The sequence below is a fragment of the Gammaproteobacteria bacterium genome (genome assembly GCA_029882975.1).
In the GTDB taxonomy this organism is placed as follows: Bacteria; Pseudomonadota; Gammaproteobacteria; order SZUA-152; family SZUA-152; genus JAJDNG01.
In genome coordinates this window covers 228,919-251,965 of sequence record JAOUJW010000001.1, presented here as the reverse complement: position 1 = coordinate 251,965, position 23,047 = coordinate 228,919, and the positions used below count along the sequence as shown (strand labels likewise).

The window sequence follows — 23,047 nt, the reverse complement described above, 5'->3', positions numbered from 1 at the left end:
TAGGTTAAGAGGCTTTACGTACGCGCAAATACCATTCGGATAACAAACGAACTTGTTTTTCCGTATAGCCTTTATCCACCATGCGTCGGACAAAGTCTTTATGCTTGTTTTTGTCTTCTGCACTGGCTTTGGCATTGAAGGAAATAACCGGCAGCAGATCTTCGGTGGTGGAGAACATTTTTTTCTCAATCACCTCACGCATTTTCTCATAGCTGGTCCAGACGGGGTTTTTACCGTCGTTACTTGCTCTGGCGCGTAAGACGAAATTGACGATTTCGTTACGGAAATCCTTTGGATTGCTGATGCCGGCGGGTTTTTCGATTTTCTCCAGCTCATCGTTGAGGGAAGCACGATCAAAGCTCTCACCGGTATCGGGGTCGCGGTATTCCTCATTTTGGATCCAATAGTCTGCATATGTGACATAGCGATCGAAAATGTTCTGACCGTATTCGGAATAAGACTCCAAGTAGGCGGTTTGGATTTCCTTACCGATAAATTCGGCGTAACGGGTGGCCAATATACCTTTGAGATAAGAAATATATTTTTCGCGGGTTTCAGGCGGATACTGTTCCTGCTCAATTTGCTGCTCCAAGACATAAAGTAAATGTACCGGGTTGGCAGCAATTTCCGTATTGTCGTAGTTAAACACTTTGGACAGTATTTTAAAGGCGAAACGTGTGGATAATCCGGTCATGCCTTCGTCAACACCGGCGTAGTCACGGTATTCCTGATAGGATTTGGCTTTTGGGTCCGTGTCTTTTAAGGATTCGCCGTCATAAACGCGCATTTTGGATTCAATGTTGGAGTTTTCCGGCTCTTTCAAGCGGGTTAATACGGAGAACTCTGCCATCATATCCAGTGTGCCCGGCGCGCAAGGGGCTTGGTGCAGGGAACTGTTGTTAAGTAACTTGTCGTATATGCGGATTTCTTCTGACACGCGCAGGCAATAGGGTACCTTGACGATGTAGATACGATCCAAAAATGCTTCATTATTTCGGTTGTTCTTAAAGGCCAACCATTCGGATTCGTTGGAATGCGCCAAAATTACGCCGTCAAAAGGAATGGCGGATAAGCCTTCTGTTCCCATGTAATTGCTTTCTTGCGTTGCTGTCAGCAAGGGGTGCAAGACCTTGATGGGGGCTTTAAACATTTCTACAAATTCCAGCAGACCTTGGTTAGCCTTGCATAGCCCGCCGGAGTAAGAATACGCATCGGTATCGTTTTGAGCGAAACGTTCTAACTGCCGTATGTCAACTTTACCGACCAGGGAGGATATGTCCTGGTTGTTTTCGTCGCCTGGTTCGGTTTTGGCGACAGCGACTTGTTCCAATACGGATGGGTTTAAGCGAACGACTTTAAATTGAGTGACGTCACCATTGAATTCATGCAATCGTTTGATGGCCCAGGGTGACATGATGCCGCTAAGGTAGCGGCGGGGTATACCGTAGTCTTCTTCCAGAATGGCGCCATCTTCCTCGGGGCTGAACAAGCCCAAGGGGGATTCATTAATGGGCGATCCTTTAATGGCAAAAAAAGGTTTGGCCTGCATCAATGACTTAAGTTTTTCGGCCAATGACGACTTACCGCCGCCTACGGGGCCTAACAAATACAGAATTTGTTTTTTCTCTTCCAAACCCTGGGCGGCATGGCGGAAGTAGGAAACGATTTGCTCTATGGTTTCCTCCATACCGTAAAAATCTTTAAATGCCGGATAAATCTTAATGACCTTATTGGCAAAGATGCGGCTCAGTCTGTGGTCGTTGCGAGTGTCGTGCATGGTGGGTTCGCCGATAGCCAATAACATTCGCTCGGCTGCCGTTGCGTAGGCGGAAGGATCAGATTTGCAAATTTCAAGATACTCTTGCAGAGTAAATTCCTCTTCCTTTGCACCTTCGTATCGAGCTTGGTAGTGATTAAAGATTGACATGGCAGCCTCCGGGTAAGGTTCAACGACCCTTAAGACGAAATTTAGTTGTTTCGTAATAAGTATGTAAAAACAACAGCATACTATTGTGAAAAGTGCAATTAATGGGCCAAAGTATTTTTTGACGCCGGATGTTTAACAAACGCATGATGCAACAGTTGCTATTGCGGTCGATGCCGGCAGGGTTTACGGTGCGGAGTGACCGAAAAGAGGTGGTGACTTGCAGGCAGAATATGCTTGCGACAGATGCTGTTGGAGTGAATAGGGTTATAATGCGTGCAACTTTGTTCATAGTGTAACCAATATTCTTCATGCCTCTCTCAAAACCAATCGTTTATGTCTATACATCATTGTCGCCTTTCTCAAATGTGTATTGATATCGTATAAACTCCGCTTGTCGAAAGGCTATAGCCTCTTTATAAACTCTCTGTATGCGATATAAATCCTCTTAATTTTTGGATTTACAGAGTAATATAGTAAGTTAAGTCCATATTCCTCTTATCGTCCAATGCTTCCTCAGTAAATAGTGCATAGTATTCATTACGCTGCAATTTATGGCGCGTATTGTTATGACTCGCGTAAAGGTGCAGAGTTCCTCGTAAACAATATAGGCTACTGATTTATAAATGAAGGGGGGGAGACTTTGTCAGGGATATAAGCGGGTTGCGTAAACCTTCTTGTTAGTAAAAATTATGCAATAACTATTTTACTAACAAGAGTTTAGTGTTTACTGGCAAGAGTCGAATGGTTTTTATTTGGTTTTCTTTTTAATACTTTTTTTAGCAGTGCCTTTCTTTTTTGTAGTACTTTTTTTGGCCGTTTTTTTCTTGGCGGTTTTTTTCTTTGTTTTTTTCTTAACAGCTTTTTTAACGGCTGCCTTGGGTGTTTCAATCACCCATTGTCCGGAGTGGTAATGGGCGCTCCAACCGGTGGCTTTGCCTTCATGCTCGGTCATCAAATACTGTTCTTTATTCTTGCGACTGAATCGAATTACAGTCGGGTTACCGGCACTATCTTCAAGCGGTCCCTCACACAAGTAGGCAAACTTGGGATCCAGTTCGTCTTTGTGCGGTATAATTTCTAGCAGCAACGGTGCTCGGGTTTCCCTGGATCTGGGAAAGGCGCTGGACGCTAAAAAAATCCCGGCGGCTCCGTCACGAAGGATGAAATAGCCTTCGGTTTTTTCGCAGGGTAACTCCGGCATATGGATGGGGTCTGCTTTGGGCGGTGCTGCCTCGCCGTTGCGCAATAGTTTGCGGGTATTGGAGCAGTCGCTATTGGTACAGTCGAAATATTTACCGAAGCGGCCGGTTTTAAGCTGCATTTCGGCCCCGCACTTATCACACTCGATGATGGGGCCTTCATAGCCCTTAATGCGAAATTTGCCGTGCTCGATTTCCACGCCTTGGCAATCCGGGCTGTTTCCACAAACGTGGAGTTTACGGTTCTCATCTATGAGGTAGTGATTCATGGCGGTGCTGCAAACCGGGCAGCGGTGTTTCTCTATCAGCGCCTTGGCTTCGCTTTCTTCGTCCTCGTCCGCATTGACTGCTTCTTCACCCGGGATCAGGTTGATCGTGGATTTGCAGCGCTCCTTGGGCGGAAGGTTGTAGCCGCTGCAACCTAAAAAGACACCAGTGGAGCCCACGCGAATCATCATTTCGCGGCCACAAGTGGGACATACAATATCCGTCGGTACTGGGGTGTTGGCGCGCATGCCGGTATCATCATTCTCGGCATTATCCAGCTTGGTTTTAAAATCAGCATAAAAGTTGTCCAGTACCTTTTTCCAATTGCTTTTTCCTTCAGCAATGGTGTCCAATTGTTCTTCCATGCCTGCTGTAAAACCGTAGTCCATCAGGTCATGAAAGTTTTCTGTCAGCCGCTCGGTGACCACTTCGCCGATTTTTTCCGCATAAAATCGTCGTTTGTCCAGGGTAACGTAGCCTCTGTCCTGGATAGTGGAGATGATAGCGGCATAAGTGGAGGGGCGACCGATGCCACGCTTTTCCAGTTCTTTTACCAGGCTGGCTTCGCTATAGCGTGGTGGCGGCTTGGTAAAATGTTGCGAGGGGTCGATCTTAAGTAATGTAAGAATGTCGTTTTCCTGAACATCCGGTAATAATCGATCATCATCGTTTTTTTGTTGAGGCGGCAAAACCCGGGTCCAACCATCGAAACGAACCACTCGACCTTTGGTACGCAAATAATAATCTTCAGCTTTAATTGTCAAGGTGGTGACATCAAACTTGGCCGGGGTCATCTGACAAGCAACAAATTGACGCCATATCAATTCGTAGAGTCGCTCCGCATCCGGGTCCATATTTTTTAAATCGGTTTTCATCACCTTGACGTCGGAAGGACGAATAGCTTCATGCGCTTCCTGTGCACCTTCGCGACTGCTGTAAATATTGGGCTTGGGTGGCAGGTAGTTGCTGCCGTAGTGTTTTTCAATATACTCCCGGCAACTTTGTACGGCTTCGGCACTCAAGTTAGTGGAGTCGGTTCGCATGTAAGTGATGTAACCGGCTTCGTAGAGTCGCTGCGCCATAAGCATGGTTTTTTTGACGCCAAAACCCATGCGGGTACTGGCTGCCTGTTGTAGCGTGGAAGTAATAAACGGTGCCCTGGGACGACTGCTCGAAGGTTTGGTTTCTTGTTTGTCGACAATGTAGGTGGCATGCTCCAGTACAGCCAATGCTGCATCGGTTTGCTCTTTGTTTACCGGTTTGAAATTTTGATCGTGATGTTTAACCACCTGCACTCGAAAAGAATCTTCTTTTGGAGATTTTAGATCACAATGGACTTCCCAATATTCCTCCGGGATAAAAGCGTTAATTTCTTTTTCCCGTTCCACCACCAAACGTACAGCAACCGATTGTACCCGGCCGGCAGACAGACCTCGGGCTATTTTTTTCCACAATAGCGGTGAGAGCATATAGCCGACGACACGGTCCAGAAAACGCCGAGTCTGTTGTGCATTGATCTGGTGTTGATTCAGTTTGGTCGGATGATCAAATGCATGTTGTATGGCTTTTTGGGTGATTTCGTTGAAGACCACACGTTTGAATTGAGTGTCATCGCCTCCTATCGCTTCGCGCAAATGCCAGGCGATGGCCTCTCCTTCTCGGTCCAAGTCTGTAGCCAGATAGATGGCGTCAGCCGTTTTAGCCAGTTTTTGCAGTTCCTGCACCACTTTCTCTTTCCCTGGCATGATTTCGTAAGTGGGTTTCCAGCCTTTTTCCGGGTTGATACCCATACGCTTAACCAACGAAGTCCAGGCGCGTTTGCGCTTCTCCGTTTCGCGTTTTTTTGGCGGCAGTTTGCGTGCTTCAGCGGCCAGTTTGGCGCGCTCGGCAGGTGACATAGCCGACTTTCCAGCACTGCCGCTACTGGGCAAATCCCGGATATGGCCGATGCTGGACTTGACGATATAGTCCTTGCCCAGATATTTGTTTATCGTTTTTGCCTTAGCCGGAGACTCGACAATTACCAGAGATTTTCCCATTTTTCTTTAAGTTCAATTAGTTAATAAATAAAGCAACAATTATGTTTAAATCAGTAAACATAAGAAATAAGGCAGAAGAACTATTTCTGTCAAGTTCTTTGTGACGAAAGTGCTATAAATGATCAAATTTTGTGCCAGAGCGAGGCGAGGACTCTGGGGTGTTTCTGGGTTTGTGCATGGATAGGGATCCGTTTTAAAGGCTTGGTTTAATGGGAGTTGCTTGTTATTTGTACATTGCGATGCCGGTCTTCCTTGCCACAGTGTCAATTTTTGTGAAATTTTTCTATTTCGCGCCCACCTGTGCCTGAACTTCCCGGGTTATGAAGGATTCGATTACGTTGGCCGGTACAGCGCCGGTTTGTGCGCCCACCAACTCGCCATTCGGCTTAAAAACCATAAAGCTGGGTGTACCTATCCAGCTATCACCGGATAGTTCATATAAGCGGGCACCGGTGGCCGGATCGGTGATGAGATTAGGAAAGTTGACCTGATGTTTTTTTAGAAAATCCCGGGCCGCGTCAATTTTTTTATCTCCATCCAAGGAAACCCCTAAAACCCGCATATGAGATTTTAAGTGCTTTTTATGCAAAGCGACATACTGATGCACCTCTTTATTGCAGACGCTGCAATCGGAGGCCCAGAACATCAGAACAACCCATTGGCCTTGGCCGGTGTAGTCATCCAGCGTTTTGATGTTGCCGTTAAAGTCTTTCAGGACACCACTAATAGCGGCAAACACCCCGGTGCTCAATAACAGTCCTATGACTATCAGGCCGGTTTGAGCATTTTTGGGCACGCTTTGGATCAATGTTTTAATCATACTTGCCTCTCAGAAACTTGTCGGCGAACTGGTTTTATAGACTGGCTACATGCCATTTTGTTACAGTCCGGATTCACTTCTGTGAAAAATATTGCTGCAAAAAGTCGGGGAAACTTAAGTTATCCGCTTGTTCCAATTGTTGTTGTTTTTGCAGTGACAAAACTGCCTCTTTTTCGAAGGACTCCCGTAGCGAGGCGTCGAGCGCAGCAGCTGTAAAATGGCGGTAATGCTTGCGGCTATAGCGCATGGAAAAGGGGAAAAAGGATTCGCCTTGTTGTTTCATTTCTGCCAGAATTCTTGCCGATGGGGTCAATTCCGGAGTATCGATCAGACGATGCAGTTGCATTAGTGCGCTGCCGTAGTCGCTGCTTTCCTGCAGGGAGTCCATGAGTTCACACACTCCTCCCAGCATGGAAAAAATCTCCTTTGCCCATTGTTTCAGCAACACTTCGGACTCTCCCCGGCGCAGATGTAATCCGGGTTTGCGCCCTTGGTGAGCGACCGTACTCAGGTTCACGTCTATGTTTTTGCGTTCTTGAGGTGTAATCGGCGGGCTGTCGGCAAACAAACACAACAATAACAATGCTTCCAAGAAATGCAGCTGGGTTTTATTGACACCTAAAGGCTCAAAGACGTTCAAATCCAGGGAGCGCAACTCAATATAGCGTACCCCGCGGCGTTTGAGTGCCAGGCTGGGTTTTTCATTTCTATCCACGATTTGTTTGGGGCGGACTGTACTATAGTATTCGTTTTCGATTTGCAACAAATTGGCATTCAATTGCCGGTATACGCCGTTAACCACGACACCGATTTTTTCATAGTCGGGATAGGGGGTTTCTATTGCATGGGTGAGACTACTGACATAATCATCGAGGCTGTCATAGTTGGCTTTAATGCCGCTGATACCTTCTTTGTAGTTCTGGTATCCAATATCTCCCAACCTTAAAGAAGTCGCGTAAGGTTGGTAATAGGTGAATTCATCGTATTGTTCCAATCCAACCGCGGGGCCGCTAATAAAGGATTTGCAGATTGCCGGTGACGCTCCAAACAAGTAGGGGATGATCCAATCCAAACGTTGCAAGTTACGCAGGACGTGAAAATATTGTGCCGATATAAAGACGTCAAGGTCGCCTTTGTGTTGGCAAATCTCCTGGTAACGTTGCCAAAATGGTCGCGGCCAGGAGTAGTTAAAATGAATGCCGGCGATAACCTGCATCATTTTACCATAGCGATATCCCAACCCTTCTCTGTACACGGTTTTCATTTTCCCGGCGTTGGAGCTGCCATATTGAGCAACGGGGATGCTGGTTTCGCCGGTGACGATGCAGGGCATGCTGGTAGACCAGAGAATTTCATCTTCTAATGTGGAGTAGACAAACTTGTGTGTTTTGTCCAAAAAGTCCATGGCCTGATTTACGCCTTCCAAGGGAGGGGTGATTAGCTCTAATAGAGCTTCAGAATAGTCCGTGGTGATATAGGGATGGGTGAGGGCTGCCCCCAACTTGGCAGGATGCGGGGTTTGTGCAATGGTGCCTTCAGAACAAACTCTAAGGCTTTCTTTCTCCAAACCGGTCAGGATACCTTTTAATAGGTCATTATCCCGCAGATGTTCTATGCGATTAATCCGGTTTTCGATTTGTTTGTGCACGTTGATGGCCGTCTAGACTCATTAGCATTATGCTGGAGGCATAATAGCAGATTTGCAAGTGGTGGTAATCCTGGAACTACTCGGAATCCTCATCCATGTGTCAATCGGAATGAACCGGGTGTCAATGCGGGTGTCAATCAGTAGAGCCGTGGTTAGCCGCGCGTTCCGACGACCGGGTAAAAATCCAGGAAGCGACCACGCCGAGTACAAAATAGTCGTTTGTTTGCACCAGCGGACTGTCCTCAAAGACTGCAGAGCCCAGATGGTCATAGCGTGCGAAAACGCCAAGGTATATTTTGTCCGTATTCCGGGTAAAGGACAGGGTAATGCGGCTGCCGCTGTATCCACCCTTGGCATCGTATGCGGGACGTTGAGCCGTGGCGTATTTGTTTTCCACTTCATAAAAATAGTCGTGGTAGTTTTCGGTCGCGTAAATAGGGCCAATGCTGATGTAATAACGCCAGATTGCGTTGGCGTAACTTAATTTGTTTTGTAGCTGAATGTAGGGCGAAAACACAAAACCCCGGTATGTCATGACCGGATCGCCAATGGATACCACCGCTCGTAAAGGCAGTTTGAGCAGAAATTTCTGTTCCAGGTCCTGTGAGTGTTGGTGCCAGATTCCGAAATCCGCAGATACCCCGGCTTCCAAGACCAAGTCCAGGTCGGGCATGCCCTGACGGGTTTCGCTGGCATCACCTGCTACGGGCACGTTAGCCGCAAAACTCATATCCAGTGTAAAATCTTCCGTTTCCCATAATTCGGTTCGTATGCCTTCGCGGTCTGCTTTGAGTTTTTCTCCTCGGTACACCATGTAGGGAAAAGGTACAAAATATTGTTCGGACTGAGTGGAGCCGCGGTAATGCGGGGTGTCCAGAAAACCGATTCCGCCCCCCAGTTCCCACAGAGGTAAATGTCCGGCGCCGGCCGAATTCAGGAATAACAGGCCGGCTGCTAGCAGCAGCCACTGGTGGACTTTGCTGTGCTTAAACGCAGTGCGTTTCGACGTGGCTGTTTGTTGATTCGATGGGTACAAAATAGTGGCTTTATATTAAGGTTTGGGTCAGATTCTCGTTATGGCTTGGCTAGACAAACTCATAGCACGTTCATAGCATGGGTTCGGCTATAATATCAACGAGTTTACTGTATTTCTTCCGGTGGTGCACGAGCCGGAGATTGGGGAATGGGCAAACTATGGAAAATACTAAGAAGTTATCGGCTGTGTTTTTGGATTTGGGGTCTCTCGACAATGATGATCTGGACTTGAGCGACCTGCAAGGGTGTTTGTCCGGTCTGACGACGCATACGCATGTGCGAGAGGAAGATGTGGTTCAGCTTGCCGCTAATGCGGAAGTATTGATATGCAACAAAGTTCCGGTTCGTCGCTACTGCATAGAGCAATTACCGAATTTGAAGCTGATTTGCGTTTGCGCCACCGGGGTAAACAATATTGATTTGGAGGCGGCACGAGAGCGGGGTATACAGGTCAGCAATGTACGCAGCTATGCCACCCCTTCCGTAGTGCAGCATGCTTTCATGCTGATCTTGAATTTGCTAACGTCATTTCGAGATTACCAAACCGCCATTACGAATCAAGCTTGGCAAAGAGCACAACAGTTTTGTTTGTTGGACTATCCCATTAACGAGCTGGCAGGCAAAACTTTGGGTATAGTCGGTTTCGGTGAGTTAGGTAAAGGGATGGTGGAACCCGCCAAAGCCTTTGGAATGAGGATATTGGTGGCAGAGCGAGCCGGTCGTGAGGCAGCTCGAACCGGGCGAGTGAAATTTGAATCGGTGTTACAACAAAGCGATGTGTTAACACTGCATTGTCCTCTGACACCCAGCACCCGGGATTTAATCGGTGCTAAGGAACTGGCCATGATGAAAAGCGAAGCCATATTAATTAATGTGGCTAGAGGTGGTGTGGTGGATGAAGCCGCCTTATTGCAAGCTTTACACGAGCGGAAGATAGCCGGTGCCGGTATTGACGTGCTAAGTGTGGAGCCGCCGGCCCAGGGCAATCCATTGTTGGAATGTGATTTGCCCAACTTGATAGTTACACCTCATATTGCCTGGGCCAGCCGCCAGGCAAGACAGCGTCTGGTACAGGAAATGGCCCGCAATATCCGAGATTTCAGTGTAGGAAAAGCGCGTAATGCGGTCTTACCGGACCTGTCTGAACCGCTTTAGTTTTCACGATCAATGCCGGATTTCCATCAAAGAGTGGGGGGTGAGCTGGGAATATAGAGGAATAGCTTGCGGCGAATCATCAGCGTTGAGCTTGTGCGCAATGGTAGAGTAGGCACTTTTCTTGTGGCCGCGTGCGCGAAAGCGAATAGCCGTCCATCCCTGGACGAACTATTAGCATCGCATTACGATATGGGTTTCCCTTAAGCCGCTTGACTTAACTGATCAATAATCAGTTTTTCCAGTTTGATGGTGTCGGCGGTAAAACCACGAATACCTTCGGCCAGTTTCTCCGTCGCCATGGCGTCACTGTTCATTAACCAGCGAAAATTGGCTTCGTCCACCTTCACCCGTTGAATATCCATGGTTTTGGATTGGCCCGCATTCAGTTTGATATCCACTTTCCCATCTGTATTTTTTAGCTCTTCCATTAATTTGGGTGAAATGGTGAGTAGGTCGCAGCCGGCCAGTTCCAGTATTTCATCGCTGTTGCGAAAACTGGCGCCCATGACCAGTGTATGGTGATCGAACTTTTTAAAATAATTGTAGATCGCAGTGACGGATACCACACCCGGGTCGAATTCCGCAGCATATTCATGAACTTCATGGTTTTTCTTATACCAATCGAGAATGCGGCCCACAAAGGGTGAGATCAGGGTCACTCCCGCTTCGGCGCAAGCGACTGCTTGAGCCATATGGAACATAAGCGTGCAATTACAATGAATACCTTGGCGCTCCAGGATTTCGGCCGCTTGAATGCCCTCCCAGGTAGATGCGATCTTTATTAGAACTCGCTCCCGGCTCACTCCCGCTTCTTTGTACATAGCAATCAAGTTTTCCGCGCGTCTTACCGTAGCGGCAGTATCAAAGGAGAGCCGTGCATCCACTTCTGTTGACACCCGTCCGGGAACGGTTTTTAGAATTTCAGCACCAAAGTTAACGGCGATTTTGTCCAGAATGAGGTCGGTGCGTTCTCTTGGTGAACCGGTAATGGCGCTGCTGTATTCGATGGCATTGTTAACCAAGGATTGATACTGCGGCATTTGGCAGGCACTGTATAGCAAGGATGGATTAGTGGTTGCATCAATCGGCGTATACTGTTTTATAGAGTCGATATCGCCGGTATCAGCCACAACTTTAGTCACCAGGCTGAGTTGTTCCAGTTTATTCATCATGCTAGTCCTCTTTCTGTTTGGGTGTTTATTTGTTCTCGGGGTAAACTGATCCAAAAGGTGGCGCCTTGGTCCGGATTGTTGAACGCGCCGATATGGCCATTTTGTTCTTCAATCAGGTGCTTGGATAAACCCAGTCCAACACCGGAGCTGGTCTCATTGCCCGTCGGTTTGTTGCTCAATACCGCATTGGGCGTAAATAATTTTTTCAGATCCTGTTGGCTGAAACCGGGACCTTGGTCGCAAATATCGATATACACACAGTGATCGTCAAAGCGAGTTTCAATAGTTGTAGTTGTGTGTGCAGGGCTGAATTTAATGGCGTTACCGATCAGGTTTTCCAGCACTTGGGTCACTTGAAATTCATTCCCAACAAATTTGGGGAGATTCTGCTCCGATTTGAGTTTTAAGTGTATGTGTTTTTGTTTGGCATATTCCCGGTTGTTGCGGATACATTTCTCCAGCAGTGATTGGATGTCATGGGGCGAGGCATCGGGTTCATTGGCACTTTTATTACCTAAAAAGCCGTCAATCACGGATTGCATGTACTTGCAGGATTGATAAGCGATAGATAGCAGTTCTGCATTGTCCGGGGTAAATTCCAATCCAGGTTTACATTCGTCTTCCAAAGATTTAATCACTTCCAGACTTACGATTAAGGGTTTTTTTAAATCATGGCTGGCGAACTTTACAAACTGTTCCTTCATCGCAACCAACTTTTTTAAGCTAAGTTGGGTTTGAACCCGTGCGCCTGCCACAGCCATGCTTAACGGTTTGACAATATAGTCATTGGCACCGAGATTAAGTGCATCAACGATGTGTTCCTGCAAGTCGTCTGCCGTTACCATGATGATGGGCAAACTCAGCATGCTATGGCATTTCCGGACTTCGGCGAGCATCTCCAGACCGTTCATTCCCGGCATCATGATATCGAGCAGGATGAGGTCGTAAGGGTAGCTTTTTATCATCTCCAGCGCTTCCGGCGCATCTGCGGCACAATCCACGTCAAATCCCAATTGACTCAATTGGATACGCATCATGTCTCGATTCCATTCGGCATCATCCACGATGAGAAGTTTGTGCTGTTTCTCGGTTTGTATTGTAGATCTCACTGCACTCATGGCTTAGAAAATACAAGGGTAAAATTTCATTGGATCGTACAGACTTACCGTTGCTTGCCTGTCGGTATGAGTGATTTAACGGCACAGGAAGTTTGGACTTGAATTAAGGGGCCGGCGCGGGCTTAAAGAGTGTGTCGAAACTGTGAATTGTTTCGGTTATTGGCGTCTCTTGGGTTTGCTCGATTTACGTTTTGACGGGGTTTTCTTGTGGCTCGGCCGGGATGCTTTCTTTATTGTGGGTTTGGGCCCGTTGATTTCGCCTGCGTGCTGGGTGCGAAAGACGTGGGTTCTGGAACCGGCGTTGGCTCCAGGCTGTGTTTTCTGGGGCGGGATAAGATGGCGTTTGCCGTAACCAATCAGATCTTCCCGGCCCATGCGTATCAATGCCTTATGTAACAGTGCATGGTTCTCCGGTGCATGGTATCGCAAAAAGGCCTTGTGTAGTTGACGAATTTTCAGCCCCTTGGGGATAAAAACCGATTCGCCCGAGTGGCTGATTTTTTCCAGGGGATTCAACTCTGTGTGGTACATGGCGCTGGCGGTTGCCATGGGAGAGGGTAGAAAGGTCTGTACCTGATCGGCGCGATAGTTATTTTTTTTCAGCCACAAAGCCAGTTGCAGCATATCCTCATCAGTGGTTCCAGGGTGGGCCGCAATAAAATAAGGAATAAGATACTGTTCTTTACCGGCAGCCAAGGAATATTTGTCAAATAAAATCTTAAATTTGTCATAAGCGCCAATGCCCGGTTTCAACATTTTGGACAATGGGCCGGTTTCGGTATGTTCCGGAGCGATTTTAAGGTATCCACCCACGTGGTGGGTTACCAATTCTTTTACATAGTCTGGGGATTGAACGGCCAGATCGTAACGCAGCCCGGAAGCGATCAGCACCTTTTTGACGCCGGGCAAAGCGCGCGCTTTACGATACAGTTGAATTAAGGGTTTGTGGTCGGTGTTGAGGTTCTTACAGATATCAGGATAGACGCAGGAGGGTAGGCGGCAGTTGGATTCGATATTTTTATCCTTGCAGGCCAGTCGGTACATATTCGCTGTGGGTCCACCCAGGTCCGATATGATGCCGGTGAAACCGGGAACACTATCCCGCAATATTTCTATTTCTTTCAAGATGGAGGTTTCCGAACGATTTTGAATTATGCGGCCTTCGTGTTCGGTGATTGAACAAAAAGTACAACCGCCAAAACAGCCCCGCATAATGTTGATGGAAAAGCGAATCATTTCATATGCGGGGATAGCATTCCCGGCATAGCGTGGGTGGGGTTGGCGGGTGTAAGGTAATTCAAAGACTTGATCCAATTCCTTGCTGCTCAGGGGTAGTGGTGGTGGATTGAGCCAAACGCCACGATCACCATGGGATTGAAACAGCGCCACAGCGTTGCCCGGGTTGGTCTCTCGATGCAGCAGTCGGGAGGCATGGGCGTAGAGGTATTTGTCGGTTTTCACTTCGTGGTAACCCGGTAATACCAATACGGTATTGGCCTGGGCTCGGCGGGTACGACGGGTTTTTGGGGGGTGCACCAACTTCTGATTGTTGTCTTGAGCGCAGGCGGGGCCTGTTTGTGTGGCGTAGGGATTGGAAAATGCTTGGTCGGGATTTGCCTTTCCATCATCCAGGTTGGAGGCATCCAATACCTGCCAATCTTCAGGAATGTTCTGACGAATAAAGGCCGTACCGCGAATATCCTGTATCTCTTTCACGCTTTCCTTGGCTGCCAGACGATGGGCAATTTCAACAATCTGTCGTTCTCCATTGCCGTAGACCAGTATGTCGGCCTTGGAGTCCATGAGAATGGAGCGTCTGACGGTATCGGACCAATAATCGTAGTGGGCAACCCGGCGTAAGCTGGCTTCTATGCCTCCCAAAATGATGGGGGTGTCTTTATAGGCCTGGCGACAGCGTTGGGCGTAAACAATCACAGCACGGTCCGGCCGGGTGCCGCCTTGATTGCCGGGAGAATAAGCATCGTTACTGCGGATTTTGCGATCGGCGGTGTATCGATTCACCATGGAGTCCATATTGCCGCTGGTCACGCCAAAAAACAGCTGCGGTTGCCCCAGGCGCATAAAATCACGATTATCAGTCCAATCCGGCTGATCGATTATGCCGACACGAAAACCTTGCGCTTCCAGCGTTCTGCCGATAACCGCCATGCCGAAACTGGGATGGTCTACATAGGCATCTCCGCTGATCAGAACAATATCGCAGGCATCCCAACCCAAGGCATCCATTTCCTCGCGGCTTGTGGGCAATACCGGGGCGGTTCCAAAGCGTTTGGCCCAGTAGGGGCGATAAGAAAACAATAATGGCGATGATTTCATTCGTTGACATTATATAACACAGGGGATACATGAAAGTAGGGCTGTAGTTGTTATTATGGGCATGTTTTACAGTTGGCTATTAAACAATTTAACTTTATGGAATATAGCCATGCGATAATTACCATGTGGAAATAACCATGCAATTGACCATAGATATTGATGATAAGCAACAAACCCTGGATATCAGTGATGCTGATTTGAAAGACGGCGAGGATTTTTTCAAAATGATGGATCGGGACATGGATAAAGGTTGGCAAATGAGTCGTGAATGGGTGGATTGTCCCAATCTGATCCAGCGATGCCAGATTGCGGCCAATAAAATGCTCGGTGCAATTGCCTCGGAAAACGAAACCTTACTCATGTTGCTGGCCGGTTATATTTTGACTCGGCTGCCGGATGTGGGGATGATTCGCATTGCGACGGCAGGAGAGATGTCCGAAACAGAACTCATCCCACGGAGTAAGTAGCCGCCAGTGTTTGCAAGGCAGTACGCAGGGTGGCAACTGTTGCCGGCAAAATCAGCATTTCATAGCGCACACCGTCCAATTCCAAGCGTTCGAAGTGATGTACATCGTCTTTATGGATTATTACCAGAAAACCTGCCGGCTGAGGGTTTTTTTGATTGGCTGCGATGAGGGATTCAAAATTGCTCAATTGGGAGCCGTAGGTGGGATGGTAGATAAACTCTGCGGCTATAATTCGGGGTCGGAGTTGCTTGATTTGTGCTAGAGTTTTGCGTTGCGAGTCGATCTGTACCAAACGGTAACCTAATTGGCTGCACCAGCGGGGCAGTTCCAAGAGCAGTTCTTTGAACAGCGCCGGTTGCCCCGACAGCAGCAGGGAATTTTCGCTCTCCGGGTTCATTGACCACAGCACTTTTTGTATTTCTTACCGCTGCCGCAAGCGCAAGGGTCATTGCGTCCCTGTTTTTCCTGATTGCGTATTGGTTGAATGGTACTGCCATCCACATAAAACCACTGTCCCTCTTCTTTAATAAATTCACTGGCTTCATCGAGACCGCCGGCCTGACCATTAATGCGACAGCGTGCTCTAAATTCCACCAGGCCACGATCATCCTGAGTGCCGCCGGCTTCGGTGCGCAATATTTGTAATCCTATCCACTGCACATTGCTATCGGTGGGATCTTGTTCAGGGCGGGTGCTGTGATGCCAGGTTTTCAACAAGTAGTCGGCGTCGTTGCGGCTATAGGCAACGTAGCGGGAGCGCATTAAAGATTCAGCGGTTGGCGCTGTCTTGCTGCCATCCAGATAAGGGCCACAGCAGTCTGTGTAAGATGATTCGGAGCCACAAGGGCACAAAGTATCGGTCTGCATCGGTACTCCAGTGTCGCAATAATGGTTAATAATAATTGCAAGTAACAAAAGTGAGTTACAATAGAGGTTCTCAGGGTATTTTACAATTCTTTGTGGGCATGCTGAAGTTATAGCGGTAGCGCGCTATAATCATAACATTTTGTCCTGCATCACATAGAAATGCAGGGTTCAACACAAGGTAACTCCATGACAGATCAATCGCACACGCAAACTCCCGTTACGGTCCGGTTACAAGATTACCGTGTTACGGATTTTATTGTCCATGAAGTGCAACTGCACTTTGACCTGGTTGAAACTGAGACCATCGTTCGTTCCAAACTGCGCATCAGTCGCCGTCCCGGAACGCCCTCAACAAATCCCTTGGTATTGCAAGGAGAAGACTTGGAGCTGCGAAGCCTCCTGGTCAACGGTACAGAACTGACGTCATCCCAATATACTGTGGATGAATCCGGTCTTAGCATTCTTTCGCCGCCCGATACTATGGATTTGGAGATCCATACTGGGATAAATCCTCAGGAAAATACGTCTTTAAACGGACTTTATACTTCCGGTGGTAACTTTTGTACCCAGTGTGAAGCAGAAGGTTTCCGGCGTATGACTTATATGTATGACCGGCCGGATGTCATGGCGACATATACCACTACAATTGTGGCGGACAAAGCTAAATATCCGGTTTTGCTATCCAATGGCAATTTGATCGAACAGGGTGAGGTAGACAATGACGCTTCGAAACATTACGCCGTCTGGCAGGACCCGTTTCCCAAGCCTACTTATTTGTTTGCTTTGGTCGCCGGTGATCTGGCTTGTATCAAAGATAAGTTTACCACCGCGTCGGGCAGAGCTGTGGATTTGCATATTTATGTGCAACACCACAATAAGGACAAATGTACCCACGCCATGCGTTCTCTCATTAATGCGATGAAATGGGATGAGCAGGTCTACGGTCGTGAATACGATTTGGATATTTATATGATCGTGGCGGTGGATGATTTCAATATGGGAGCCATGGAAAATAAGGGGCTCAATGTATTTAATTCCAAATTTGTGCTGGCTAAGCCGGAAACAGCAACTGATCAGGATTATGACGCAATTGAAGGGGTGATCGGACATGAATACTTTCATAACTGGTCAGGTAATCGAGTCACCTGCCGTGACTGGTTTCAGTTGAGTTTAAAGGAAGGCTTTACTGTGTTTCGGGATCAGGAGTTCAGTGCCGATATGAGTTCGAGGGGAGTTAAGCGAATTCAGGACGTAAACATTCTGCGCGTCCACCAGTTTCGCGAAGACGCCGGCCCCATGGCTCACTCGGTACGGCCTGAGGAATATCAAGAGATTAACAATTTCTACACCGTAACCATTTATAACAAAGGTGCCGAAGTGGTGCGCATGTTACATCACTTGTTGGGGGCGGAAGGATTTCGCAAGGGTACGGATTTATATTTTCAACGCCACGATGGCCAGGCGGTAACGACGGATGATTTTGTCAAAGCTCTGGAAGATGCCAATGATGCAGATTTCACGCAGTTTAAGCGTTGGTACAGCCAGGCCGGTACGCCGCAACTGCAAGTACGAACACATTACGATGCGGTTGCGCAAACCTGTACCTTGAACGTGAAGCAAAGTTGTCCTGACACTCCCGGGCAAACCAATAAGCTGCCGTTTCATATTCCGGTGGCGATGGGTTTGGTGGGACCACAAGGCGACGATTTGGAGTTGCAATTGGATGGTCAATCTTTGGGCGATTCCACGGTTTTACATATTCAGGAAGTCGAGCAAAGCTTCGTATTCCAAAATGTAACCGGTAAACCGGTACCTTCTTTACTGCGTGGTTTTTCCGCGCCGGTAAAGCTGGATCTTGATTTGTCGGATGCAGATTTGTGTCATCTAATGGCCTGCGATAAGGACGACTTTAATCGTTGGGAAGCCGGGCAACGCCTGGCACTAAAGCTTATTCTGGCACTGGTGGAGGATATTCAGCAGGGACGTGAGTTGGAGCTGAACCCGGCCTATTCACAGGCCATCCGCGCGATTCTGGAAAATCCTGACCTGGACAAAGCACTGGCGGCCCAAGCCATCTGCTTGCCAGGTGAAAGCTATGTGGCAGAGTTTATGTCAGTGGTGGATCCCATAGCGATACATCGCGCTTGTCTGTTTATTCGTCGTGCGCTGGCAGAGCAATTACAGCCGGTTTTTGCGCAGGTTTATCAAGGTAATAAAGACAAAGGGGGCTACCGGATTGATTCTGTATCCAAAGGTCGACGTGCGCTGAAAAACGTGTGTTTGTCTTATTTGATGGAGCTGGGTGAAGAGGCAGTTATCCAACAGTGTGAACAGCAGTACCAAAGCGCCAACAATATGACCGATGTCGTCGCTGCCTTAAACAGCTTGTGCAATGCCGAGTCTGTCGCGTCGGACAGACGCGCACATTGGCTGGAACATTTCTACAGGCAATGGCAAGCCGATGCCCTGGTAATCGATAAATGGCTGGCGATTCAGGCGGCCTCCAGGCTCAATGATACTTTGGCAAGGGTGCGGGAGTTGGTAGGACACAGTGCGTTCAATGTAAAGAACCCCAATAAAGTACGCTCCCTTATCGGAGTGTTTGCCGGCGCCAATAGTGTGAATTTTCATGAAGACTCCGGGGCGGCCTATGAGTTTGTGGCCGATTATGTGTTACAGCTGAACTCGCTCAATCCGCAAATAGCCGCACGTTTGGTCGGAGCCTTTACCATGTGGAGTCGTTTTGATGCTCCGCGACAAGCTCTGATGAAGCAACAATTGGAACGCATTCTGGCCGAACCTAAATTGTCCAGAGATGTGTACGAGATAGTCAGCAAGAGCTTGGCTGTTAATCGTGCTGGTTAGACAGTGCAGGCGAGGTTTGACGTGATGCCAGGCAGGATTCTGTTGTCCATCGTGGAACAAGGGGGGTACCCGGATTTTTCAGCCTTATATGAGCGCTGCGACTACCAAGTAACTATCTTGCGTAATATGCGCAAAGCCATTTCCTTTTTGAAAAAGAATCAACCGCACGTGATTGTCGCTGAGTTTAATCACCAGTCGGATTTTCGCGATCGTACCAGCAGTCTGGAGTCTTTGTTGGCTACTTTGCAGAAAATGTCGCAACACAGTAAAACGGCTGTTAAGGTGTTGGTGTTTTACGAAAAAGACTATCGTCAGCAACTACAGAAGTTACAAACTGTGTTTGATGACTTCACACCTATGGCCTACCCCATTCGTGAGGAAGAGCTGGCAAAGGCACTTCAGGATATGGTATGAAGGTCACTTACCCGGCCCGGTTCAGGGTTCTTGCGGGTTCTGTTTTTTTTCACTTTGAAAGGATCGGGCTCGGGTCAAACTATTCTTACCGAACTTGGCGTTAATGGAATCGGCGACCGCATCCAGTTTGCTTTGCGCGCTGCTCTCCGTTTGTAAAAGCTCCTGCTGAATTGCTTGTGCGGGCTCCGATAAATTACTAATGCCCATACCAATTAAGCGCACAGGCGGTAATTTTGGCGGCAACTTATAGGTAAAAATTTGTTTCACGGTTTGCCACAGCACCTGGGTTTGGTCTGTGGCTTGTTGCAAACTGTGGGACCGTGTGACGGTTTTGAAGTCTGAATAGCGAATTTTTAGTTGCACCGTGCGACCGCGCAATTCATGGTGCCGCAGTCTCCAGGCTACCTGCTCAGTCAGTTGTAGCAAAGTAGCTAACAGAATCTCTCGTTCAGTGATATCATGCGCGAATGTGGTTTCGTGGGAAATGGATTTGGTTTCATGCTCGCATACCACCGGGCGTGGGTCTATGCCACGCGCCAATCGCCACAACTGCATACCGTGTTCACCGAAATTGTCTTTGAGTAAGCCTTCGTTAAAGGCTCGCAGCTGGGCGATGGTACGTATGCCCAGTTTGTCCAACGATTTTTCTGTGACTTTACCTACACCCCAAATGCGCCATACCGGTAATGGGTCCAAGAAATCCTGAACCTGACTTCGAGTGACCACGGTAAAGCCGTCAGGTTTATCAACATCCGAGGCAATTTTGGCTATGAATTTGTTCGGAGCGATACCTATGGAAACGGTCAAGCGCAATTCATCGTTAATATTCTGTTTGATTTTCCGGCCGATGCTATGTGCAGATCCGTACAGGCGTTCTGAGGCGGCTACGTCCAAAAAAGCTTCATCCAAGGATAAGGGTTCTACCAAGGGCGTATAGCGCTCAAAGATGGCTCGAATTTGTTGGGACACGTGTGCATAGAGATCGAGGCGATGAGGTAGAATGACTAGGTGAGGGCATTTCTTAACAGCAATGCTCATGGGCATGGCGCTATGTATGCCAAAACGCCGGGCAATATAATTGGCCGCTGCAACGACACCACGGGATTGAGGGGATCCACCCACAACCACCGGTTGATCAGCCAAATGAGGTTGCTCACGGATTTCCACTGATGCGAAAAAAGCATCCATGTCCGCATGTATAATCATGGTTTAAACCGACTGGCGAACAACAGCATGTAAAACCACAGCAAGGTGAGGCCTGTGGCCAATAGTTTTGCCGGTGCCAGACGTATACTGCCTGCCAGCCAGCGATCATAAAAATCCAACCGGGGGCTGGGGCCGGTACCGGGTTGCAGGGATCTTTTGAAATTACTTTGGCAATCCCGAAAATAAAACAGTTGCCAGCAATTGCCGGCCACATAGGCTCCGGTGGCGTACCAGTAGTTGGCGGCTTGTATCCAACCTTTGTTCATAAGTTGTTTATGGATTTCCTTAAGAAAAGGGAATAGCCGCAGAACCTGCGTTTTGTCCTGTTGTTGGTAAGCTTGGGTGGCATGTGGAAAAAAATCAAGAAAACCGATGTGCATGAAATTGCACAAAATCGCGTTGAGAATCTGTCGTTGCTTCAGGCCTTCCGTTTCAAATCGCCGGGCCGATGTGTATACGGTGCCGGGTAGGGTAATCCAATTTCCCTGTTCAAAAATACGTCGTGCCAGCCTCGCGTCCTCCATGTATGGTAAAGACTCGTCAAACCCGCCCAAGGATTGAAAAAAATCCCGAGAAATTAGCATTCCCTGGTCGCCGTTAACGGTGTCCATGCGGTTCAGGCCGGTTTTGCACTCATAAAAATAATAAGCCCATTGCAAGTTCGTTTGTTGCCGCAGAAAACGCATCTTGAAATGACCGGCCACCTCAGGGGTGGTGTGTTGTTGTCGTTGTTGTAAAGCGGCAAGGCCGTGTCGGCATAAACGCGTGTCTTCGATGTGGGTGTCTGCGTGCAAAAATAAAAGCATAGACGCCAAGGCCGGCTTAACCCCGGTATTCATTTGCAGGGCGCGTCCGCGGCCCGATGGGATGATGTGAATGTTTGGGTGGCGGTTCTGCCACTGGTGGCAGATTCGTAAGGTGTCATCATTGCTACCGCCGTCGGCGACAATGATTTGCAGTACCACATCCTCTTGATCGCATAGGCTTTTTAGCAATGTTTCGATATGTCCCTGTTCATTTAAGGTGGGGATGACAACCGACAACTCCGGTAGGGCGGCAGTAACGGCTGGGCTGGTGCGGGGTGGCGGGGTGGGTTGTTTTGTGGGGGCTTGCGTCATAGGGTGGAATGTCCTGCTCATTGCTCCGGATTGCAGGCTTAATCTTACGCTGCGAGCGCCGGCAAGAAAACATTTCCGGGCTATGGATTTACCCGTCGGACCCGCGGGTGTTACCATTGCCCCTCAAGGGAAGTAGGGGGCATTGCGGTCGGTTGGTGAAAATCGATGGCAGGCAGGGTGAAATCAAGGGGGAGGTGAATCTAATGGGCTTGTTTTCCAGTGCGGAATCAGAATCTGTGGACCTGGATGCGAAGCGTCAGGCCGAGTTTGAAAAGCCATATAGTAAGAAGAGAGCAACTACAACTTCCTATGGAGTCGATAAAGCCATAGAGTTAATGCGTGACCTGCCACAGCAGGAATTGGGTGCCGTGGTTGGGATTGTGATTCACACCTTGGAATCCATGCAAATTGATGTAGACGCCATCATAGACGATGCAGAGCAAAAAGAGAGTCGAGTCTCTCAGAGGATTCAGTTTCTCGAACAGGAAATTGGTGAATTGAGCGGTCGCATTAAAAAATGCGGCGATGAAATCGAATTTTACCGCACAGAACTGGCAGAGGTTTCCGCTATCAAGCAACTATTGCAAAGTGATGCGGCTCTTTCCGGGGATGATCTGCAATTTGCCGATGAGCCGGAAGACGAATTGGCCCTTATGGGCGAGGAAACGGACTGAAAAGAGGTCGACCTGATATGTGCGAACACAGTCCATTTGGCCTGGAAGTCATGGAGCTGGGCCCCATGGAGAACTTTATTTACTTGATTCACGATCATGCCACGCAACGCGCAGCGGTGGTGGATCCGGCCTGGGAAGTCCCTGAAATATTGCAGTGGGCAGAGAAAAAGGCGGTTAAAATCACCGATATACTGCTCACACACAGTCATCATGATCATATCAATGGCATCCAGGGCGTCAGGGAACGGTATGATGCCCAGGTGCATTTGCTTAAAGCAGAAGCGGATTTTTGGGGACAGTATCAGGATACCACGCACCATGGCGGCGATATTATCCAACTGGGGCAAACTGCAATAGAGATCCTGCACACTCCCGGACATACTCCCGGCTCAGCTTGCTACAAATTGGGGGACCATTTAATCGCCGGTGATACCTTATTTGTATTCGGTTGTGGTCGCTGTGACCTGGCAGGCGGAGATCCGCACGAAATGTTCAATACTTTGAAGAAAATCAAAACGGACTTGCCGGCTCACACCATTTTGCATCCCGGACACAATTACGCTGAGAAAACCACATCTACCTTGGAAGAACAAGCCGAGGGAAATCCATTTATGCACTTTGATCAGGTGGAGGATTTTGTCCATTACCGTATGCATGAGCACGATAAAGTGCGCCATTCCCCCTACGGTCCGGTGCTGAAAGCTTAAGGCAAAATCAGC

18 protein-coding genes are annotated in these 23,047 nt (G+C 48.3%); 6 read left to right on the top strand and 12 right to left on the bottom strand.

Annotated elements, in window-relative coordinates; genetic code table 11:
- Positions 1–4 precede the first annotated feature (4 nt).
- The 5 genes from OEY58_01135 to OEY58_01115 form a co-directional block, all read right to left on the bottom strand.
- Positions 5–1,927: a PrkA family serine protein kinase gene (locus OEY58_01135; GenBank protein ID MDH5324047.1), complete on the bottom strand. Its 1,923-nt coding sequence runs from the start codon at positions 1,925–1,927 to the stop codon at positions 5–7.
- Positions 1,928–2,675: 748 nt separating this feature from the next.
- Complete coding sequence (gene topA / locus OEY58_01130) at positions 2,676–5,432, bottom strand: type I DNA topoisomerase (protein ID MDH5324046.1); 2,757 nt, start codon at positions 5,430–5,432, stop codon at positions 2,676–2,678.
- A gap of 283 nt (positions 5,433–5,715) precedes the next feature.
- On the bottom strand, positions 5,716–6,252 hold the full coding sequence (locus OEY58_01125; GenBank protein MDH5324045.1) for a TlpA family protein disulfide reductase: 537 nt from the start codon (positions 6,250–6,252) through the stop codon (positions 5,716–5,718).
- Between the two features lie 73 nt (positions 6,253–6,325).
- Positions 6,326–7,900: a glutamate--cysteine ligase gene (gene gshA / locus OEY58_01120; protein MDH5324044.1), complete on the bottom strand. Its 1,575-nt coding sequence runs from the start codon at positions 7,898–7,900 to the stop codon at positions 6,326–6,328.
- 133 nt (positions 7,901–8,033) lie between these two features.
- Positions 8,034–8,936, bottom strand: coding sequence for a MipA/OmpV family protein (locus OEY58_01115; GenBank protein ID MDH5324043.1), 903 nt, complete (start codon positions 8,934–8,936; stop codon positions 8,034–8,036).
- 158 nt (positions 8,937–9,094) lie between these two features.
- Between OEY58_01115 and OEY58_01110 the strand changes: the two genes are divergently transcribed.
- The gene (locus tag OEY58_01110) at positions 9,095–10,090 is read left to right on the top strand and encodes a 2-hydroxyacid dehydrogenase (protein ID MDH5324042.1); all 996 of its coding nucleotides are present in this window, start codon (positions 9,095–9,097) and stop codon (positions 10,088–10,090) included.
- Between the two features lie 200 nt (positions 10,091–10,290).
- Here OEY58_01110 and tal read toward each other — a convergent pair whose 3' ends face one another.
- From tal to OEY58_01095, 3 genes are all read right to left on the bottom strand, one after another.
- Positions 10,291–11,262 carry a transaldolase gene (tal, locus tag OEY58_01105; GenBank protein MDH5324041.1) on the bottom strand — a complete coding sequence of 324 codons (972 nt, stop codon included), beginning with the start codon at positions 11,260–11,262 and terminating at the stop codon, positions 10,291–10,293.
- Positions 11,259–12,371: a response regulator gene (locus OEY58_01100; protein MDH5324040.1), complete on the bottom strand. Its 1,113-nt coding sequence runs from the start codon at positions 12,369–12,371 to the stop codon at positions 11,259–11,261. Before OEY58_01100 ends, tal begins: the two co-directional genes overlap by 4 nt.
- 165 nt (positions 12,372–12,536) lie before the next feature.
- Complete coding sequence (locus tag OEY58_01095; protein ID MDH5324039.1) at positions 12,537–14,717, bottom strand: YgiQ family radical SAM protein; 2,181 nt, start codon at positions 14,715–14,717, stop codon at positions 12,537–12,539.
- A gap of 137 nt (positions 14,718–14,854) precedes the next feature.
- Here OEY58_01095 and OEY58_01090 point away from each other — a divergent pair, with 137 nt between their 5' ends.
- Complete coding sequence (locus tag OEY58_01090) at positions 14,855–15,184, top strand: hypothetical protein (GenBank protein ID MDH5324038.1); 330 nt, start codon at positions 14,855–14,857, stop codon at positions 15,182–15,184.
- Here the strand turns inward: OEY58_01090 and OEY58_01085 are convergent.
- Complete coding sequence (locus OEY58_01085) at positions 15,165–15,581, bottom strand: hypothetical protein (GenBank protein ID MDH5324037.1); 417 nt, start codon at positions 15,579–15,581, stop codon at positions 15,165–15,167. The two genes, OEY58_01090 and OEY58_01085, sit on opposite strands and share 20 nt — an antisense overlap.
- Positions 15,578–16,051: a YchJ family metal-binding protein gene (locus tag OEY58_01080; GenBank protein ID MDH5324036.1), complete on the bottom strand. Its 474-nt coding sequence runs from the start codon at positions 16,049–16,051 to the stop codon at positions 15,578–15,580. Before OEY58_01080 ends, OEY58_01085 begins: the two co-directional genes overlap by 4 nt.
- Before the next feature lie 186 nt (positions 16,052–16,237).
- On the opposite strand from OEY58_01080, the gene pepN reads away from it, so the two are divergent.
- Both pepN and OEY58_01070 read left to right on the top strand, forming a co-directional pair.
- The gene (gene pepN, locus OEY58_01075) at positions 16,238–18,916 is read left to right on the top strand and encodes an aminopeptidase N (GenBank protein ID MDH5324035.1); all 2,679 of its coding nucleotides are present in this window, start codon (positions 16,238–16,240) and stop codon (positions 18,914–18,916) included.
- Between the two features lie 24 nt (positions 18,917–18,940).
- Positions 18,941–19,330 (top strand): hypothetical protein, encoded by a 390-nt coding sequence (locus tag OEY58_01070; protein ID MDH5324034.1) that lies wholly within the window; start codon positions 18,941–18,943, stop codon positions 19,328–19,330.
- Positions 19,331–19,351: 21 nt separating this feature from the next.
- Here OEY58_01070 and dinB read toward each other — a convergent pair whose 3' ends face one another.
- Positions 19,352–20,536, bottom strand: coding sequence for a DNA polymerase IV (gene dinB / locus OEY58_01065; GenBank protein ID MDH5324033.1), 1,185 nt, complete (start codon positions 20,534–20,536; stop codon positions 19,352–19,354).
- Complete coding sequence (locus OEY58_01060; protein ID MDH5324032.1) at positions 20,533–21,654, bottom strand: TIGR04283 family arsenosugar biosynthesis glycosyltransferase; 1,122 nt, start codon at positions 21,652–21,654, stop codon at positions 20,533–20,535. Before OEY58_01060 ends, dinB begins: the two co-directional genes overlap by 4 nt.
- 107 nt (positions 21,655–21,761) lie before the next feature.
- Between OEY58_01060 and OEY58_01055 the strand changes: the two genes are divergently transcribed.
- A complete protein-coding gene (locus tag OEY58_01055) occupies positions 21,762–22,328 on the top strand; it encodes a hypothetical protein (protein ID MDH5324031.1) in 567 nt (188 codons plus the stop codon).
- 17 nt (positions 22,329–22,345) lie between these two features.
- Positions 22,346–23,035 (top strand): MBL fold metallo-hydrolase, encoded by a 690-nt coding sequence (locus OEY58_01050; protein ID MDH5324030.1) that lies wholly within the window; start codon positions 22,346–22,348, stop codon positions 23,033–23,035.
- The last annotated feature ends 12 nt before the right edge of the window (positions 23,036–23,047 follow it).

Excerpts from the sequence above, each read along its gene's own strand:
- OEY58_01090 (MDH5324038.1), top strand. The coding sequence starts at position 14,855 with ATGCAATTGACCATAGATATTGATGATAAGCAACAAACCCTGGATATC.
- OEY58_01095 (MDH5324039.1), bottom strand. The coding sequence starts at position 14,717 with ATGAAATCATCGCCATTATTGTTTTCTTATCGCCCCTACTGGGCCAAA.
- tal (MDH5324041.1), bottom strand. The coding sequence starts at position 11,262 with ATGATGAATAAACTGGAACAACTCAGCCTGGTGACTAAAGTTGTGGCT.
- OEY58_01125 (MDH5324045.1), bottom strand. The coding sequence starts at position 6,252 with ATGATTAAAACATTGATCCAAAGCGTGCCCAAAAATGCTCAAACCGGC.
- OEY58_01135 (MDH5324047.1), bottom strand. The coding sequence starts at position 1,927 with ATGTCAATCTTTAATCACTACCAAGCTCGATACGAAGGTGCAAAGGAA.
- topA (MDH5324046.1), bottom strand. The coding sequence starts at position 5,432 with ATGGGAAAATCTCTGGTAATTGTCGAGTCTCCGGCTAAGGCAAAAACG.
- pepN (MDH5324035.1), top strand. The coding sequence starts at position 16,238 with ATGACAGATCAATCGCACACGCAAACTCCCGTTACGGTCCGGTTACAA.
- OEY58_01050 (MDH5324030.1), top strand. The coding sequence starts at position 22,346 with ATGTGCGAACACAGTCCATTTGGCCTGGAAGTCATGGAGCTGGGCCCC.
- OEY58_01070 (MDH5324034.1), top strand. The coding sequence starts at position 18,941 with ATGCCAGGCAGGATTCTGTTGTCCATCGTGGAACAAGGGGGGTACCCG.
- OEY58_01110 (MDH5324042.1), top strand. The coding sequence starts at position 9,095 with ATGGAAAATACTAAGAAGTTATCGGCTGTGTTTTTGGATTTGGGGTCT.
- OEY58_01060 (MDH5324032.1), bottom strand. The coding sequence starts at position 21,654 with ATGACGCAAGCCCCCACAAAACAACCCACCCCGCCACCCCGCACCAGC.
- OEY58_01085 (MDH5324037.1), bottom strand. The coding sequence starts at position 15,581 with ATGAACCCGGAGAGCGAAAATTCCCTGCTGCTGTCGGGGCAACCGGCG.
- OEY58_01080 (MDH5324036.1), bottom strand. The coding sequence starts at position 16,051 with ATGCAGACCGATACTTTGTGCCCTTGTGGCTCCGAATCATCTTACACA.
- dinB (MDH5324033.1), bottom strand. The coding sequence starts at position 20,536 with ATGATTATACATGCGGACATGGATGCTTTTTTCGCATCAGTGGAAATC.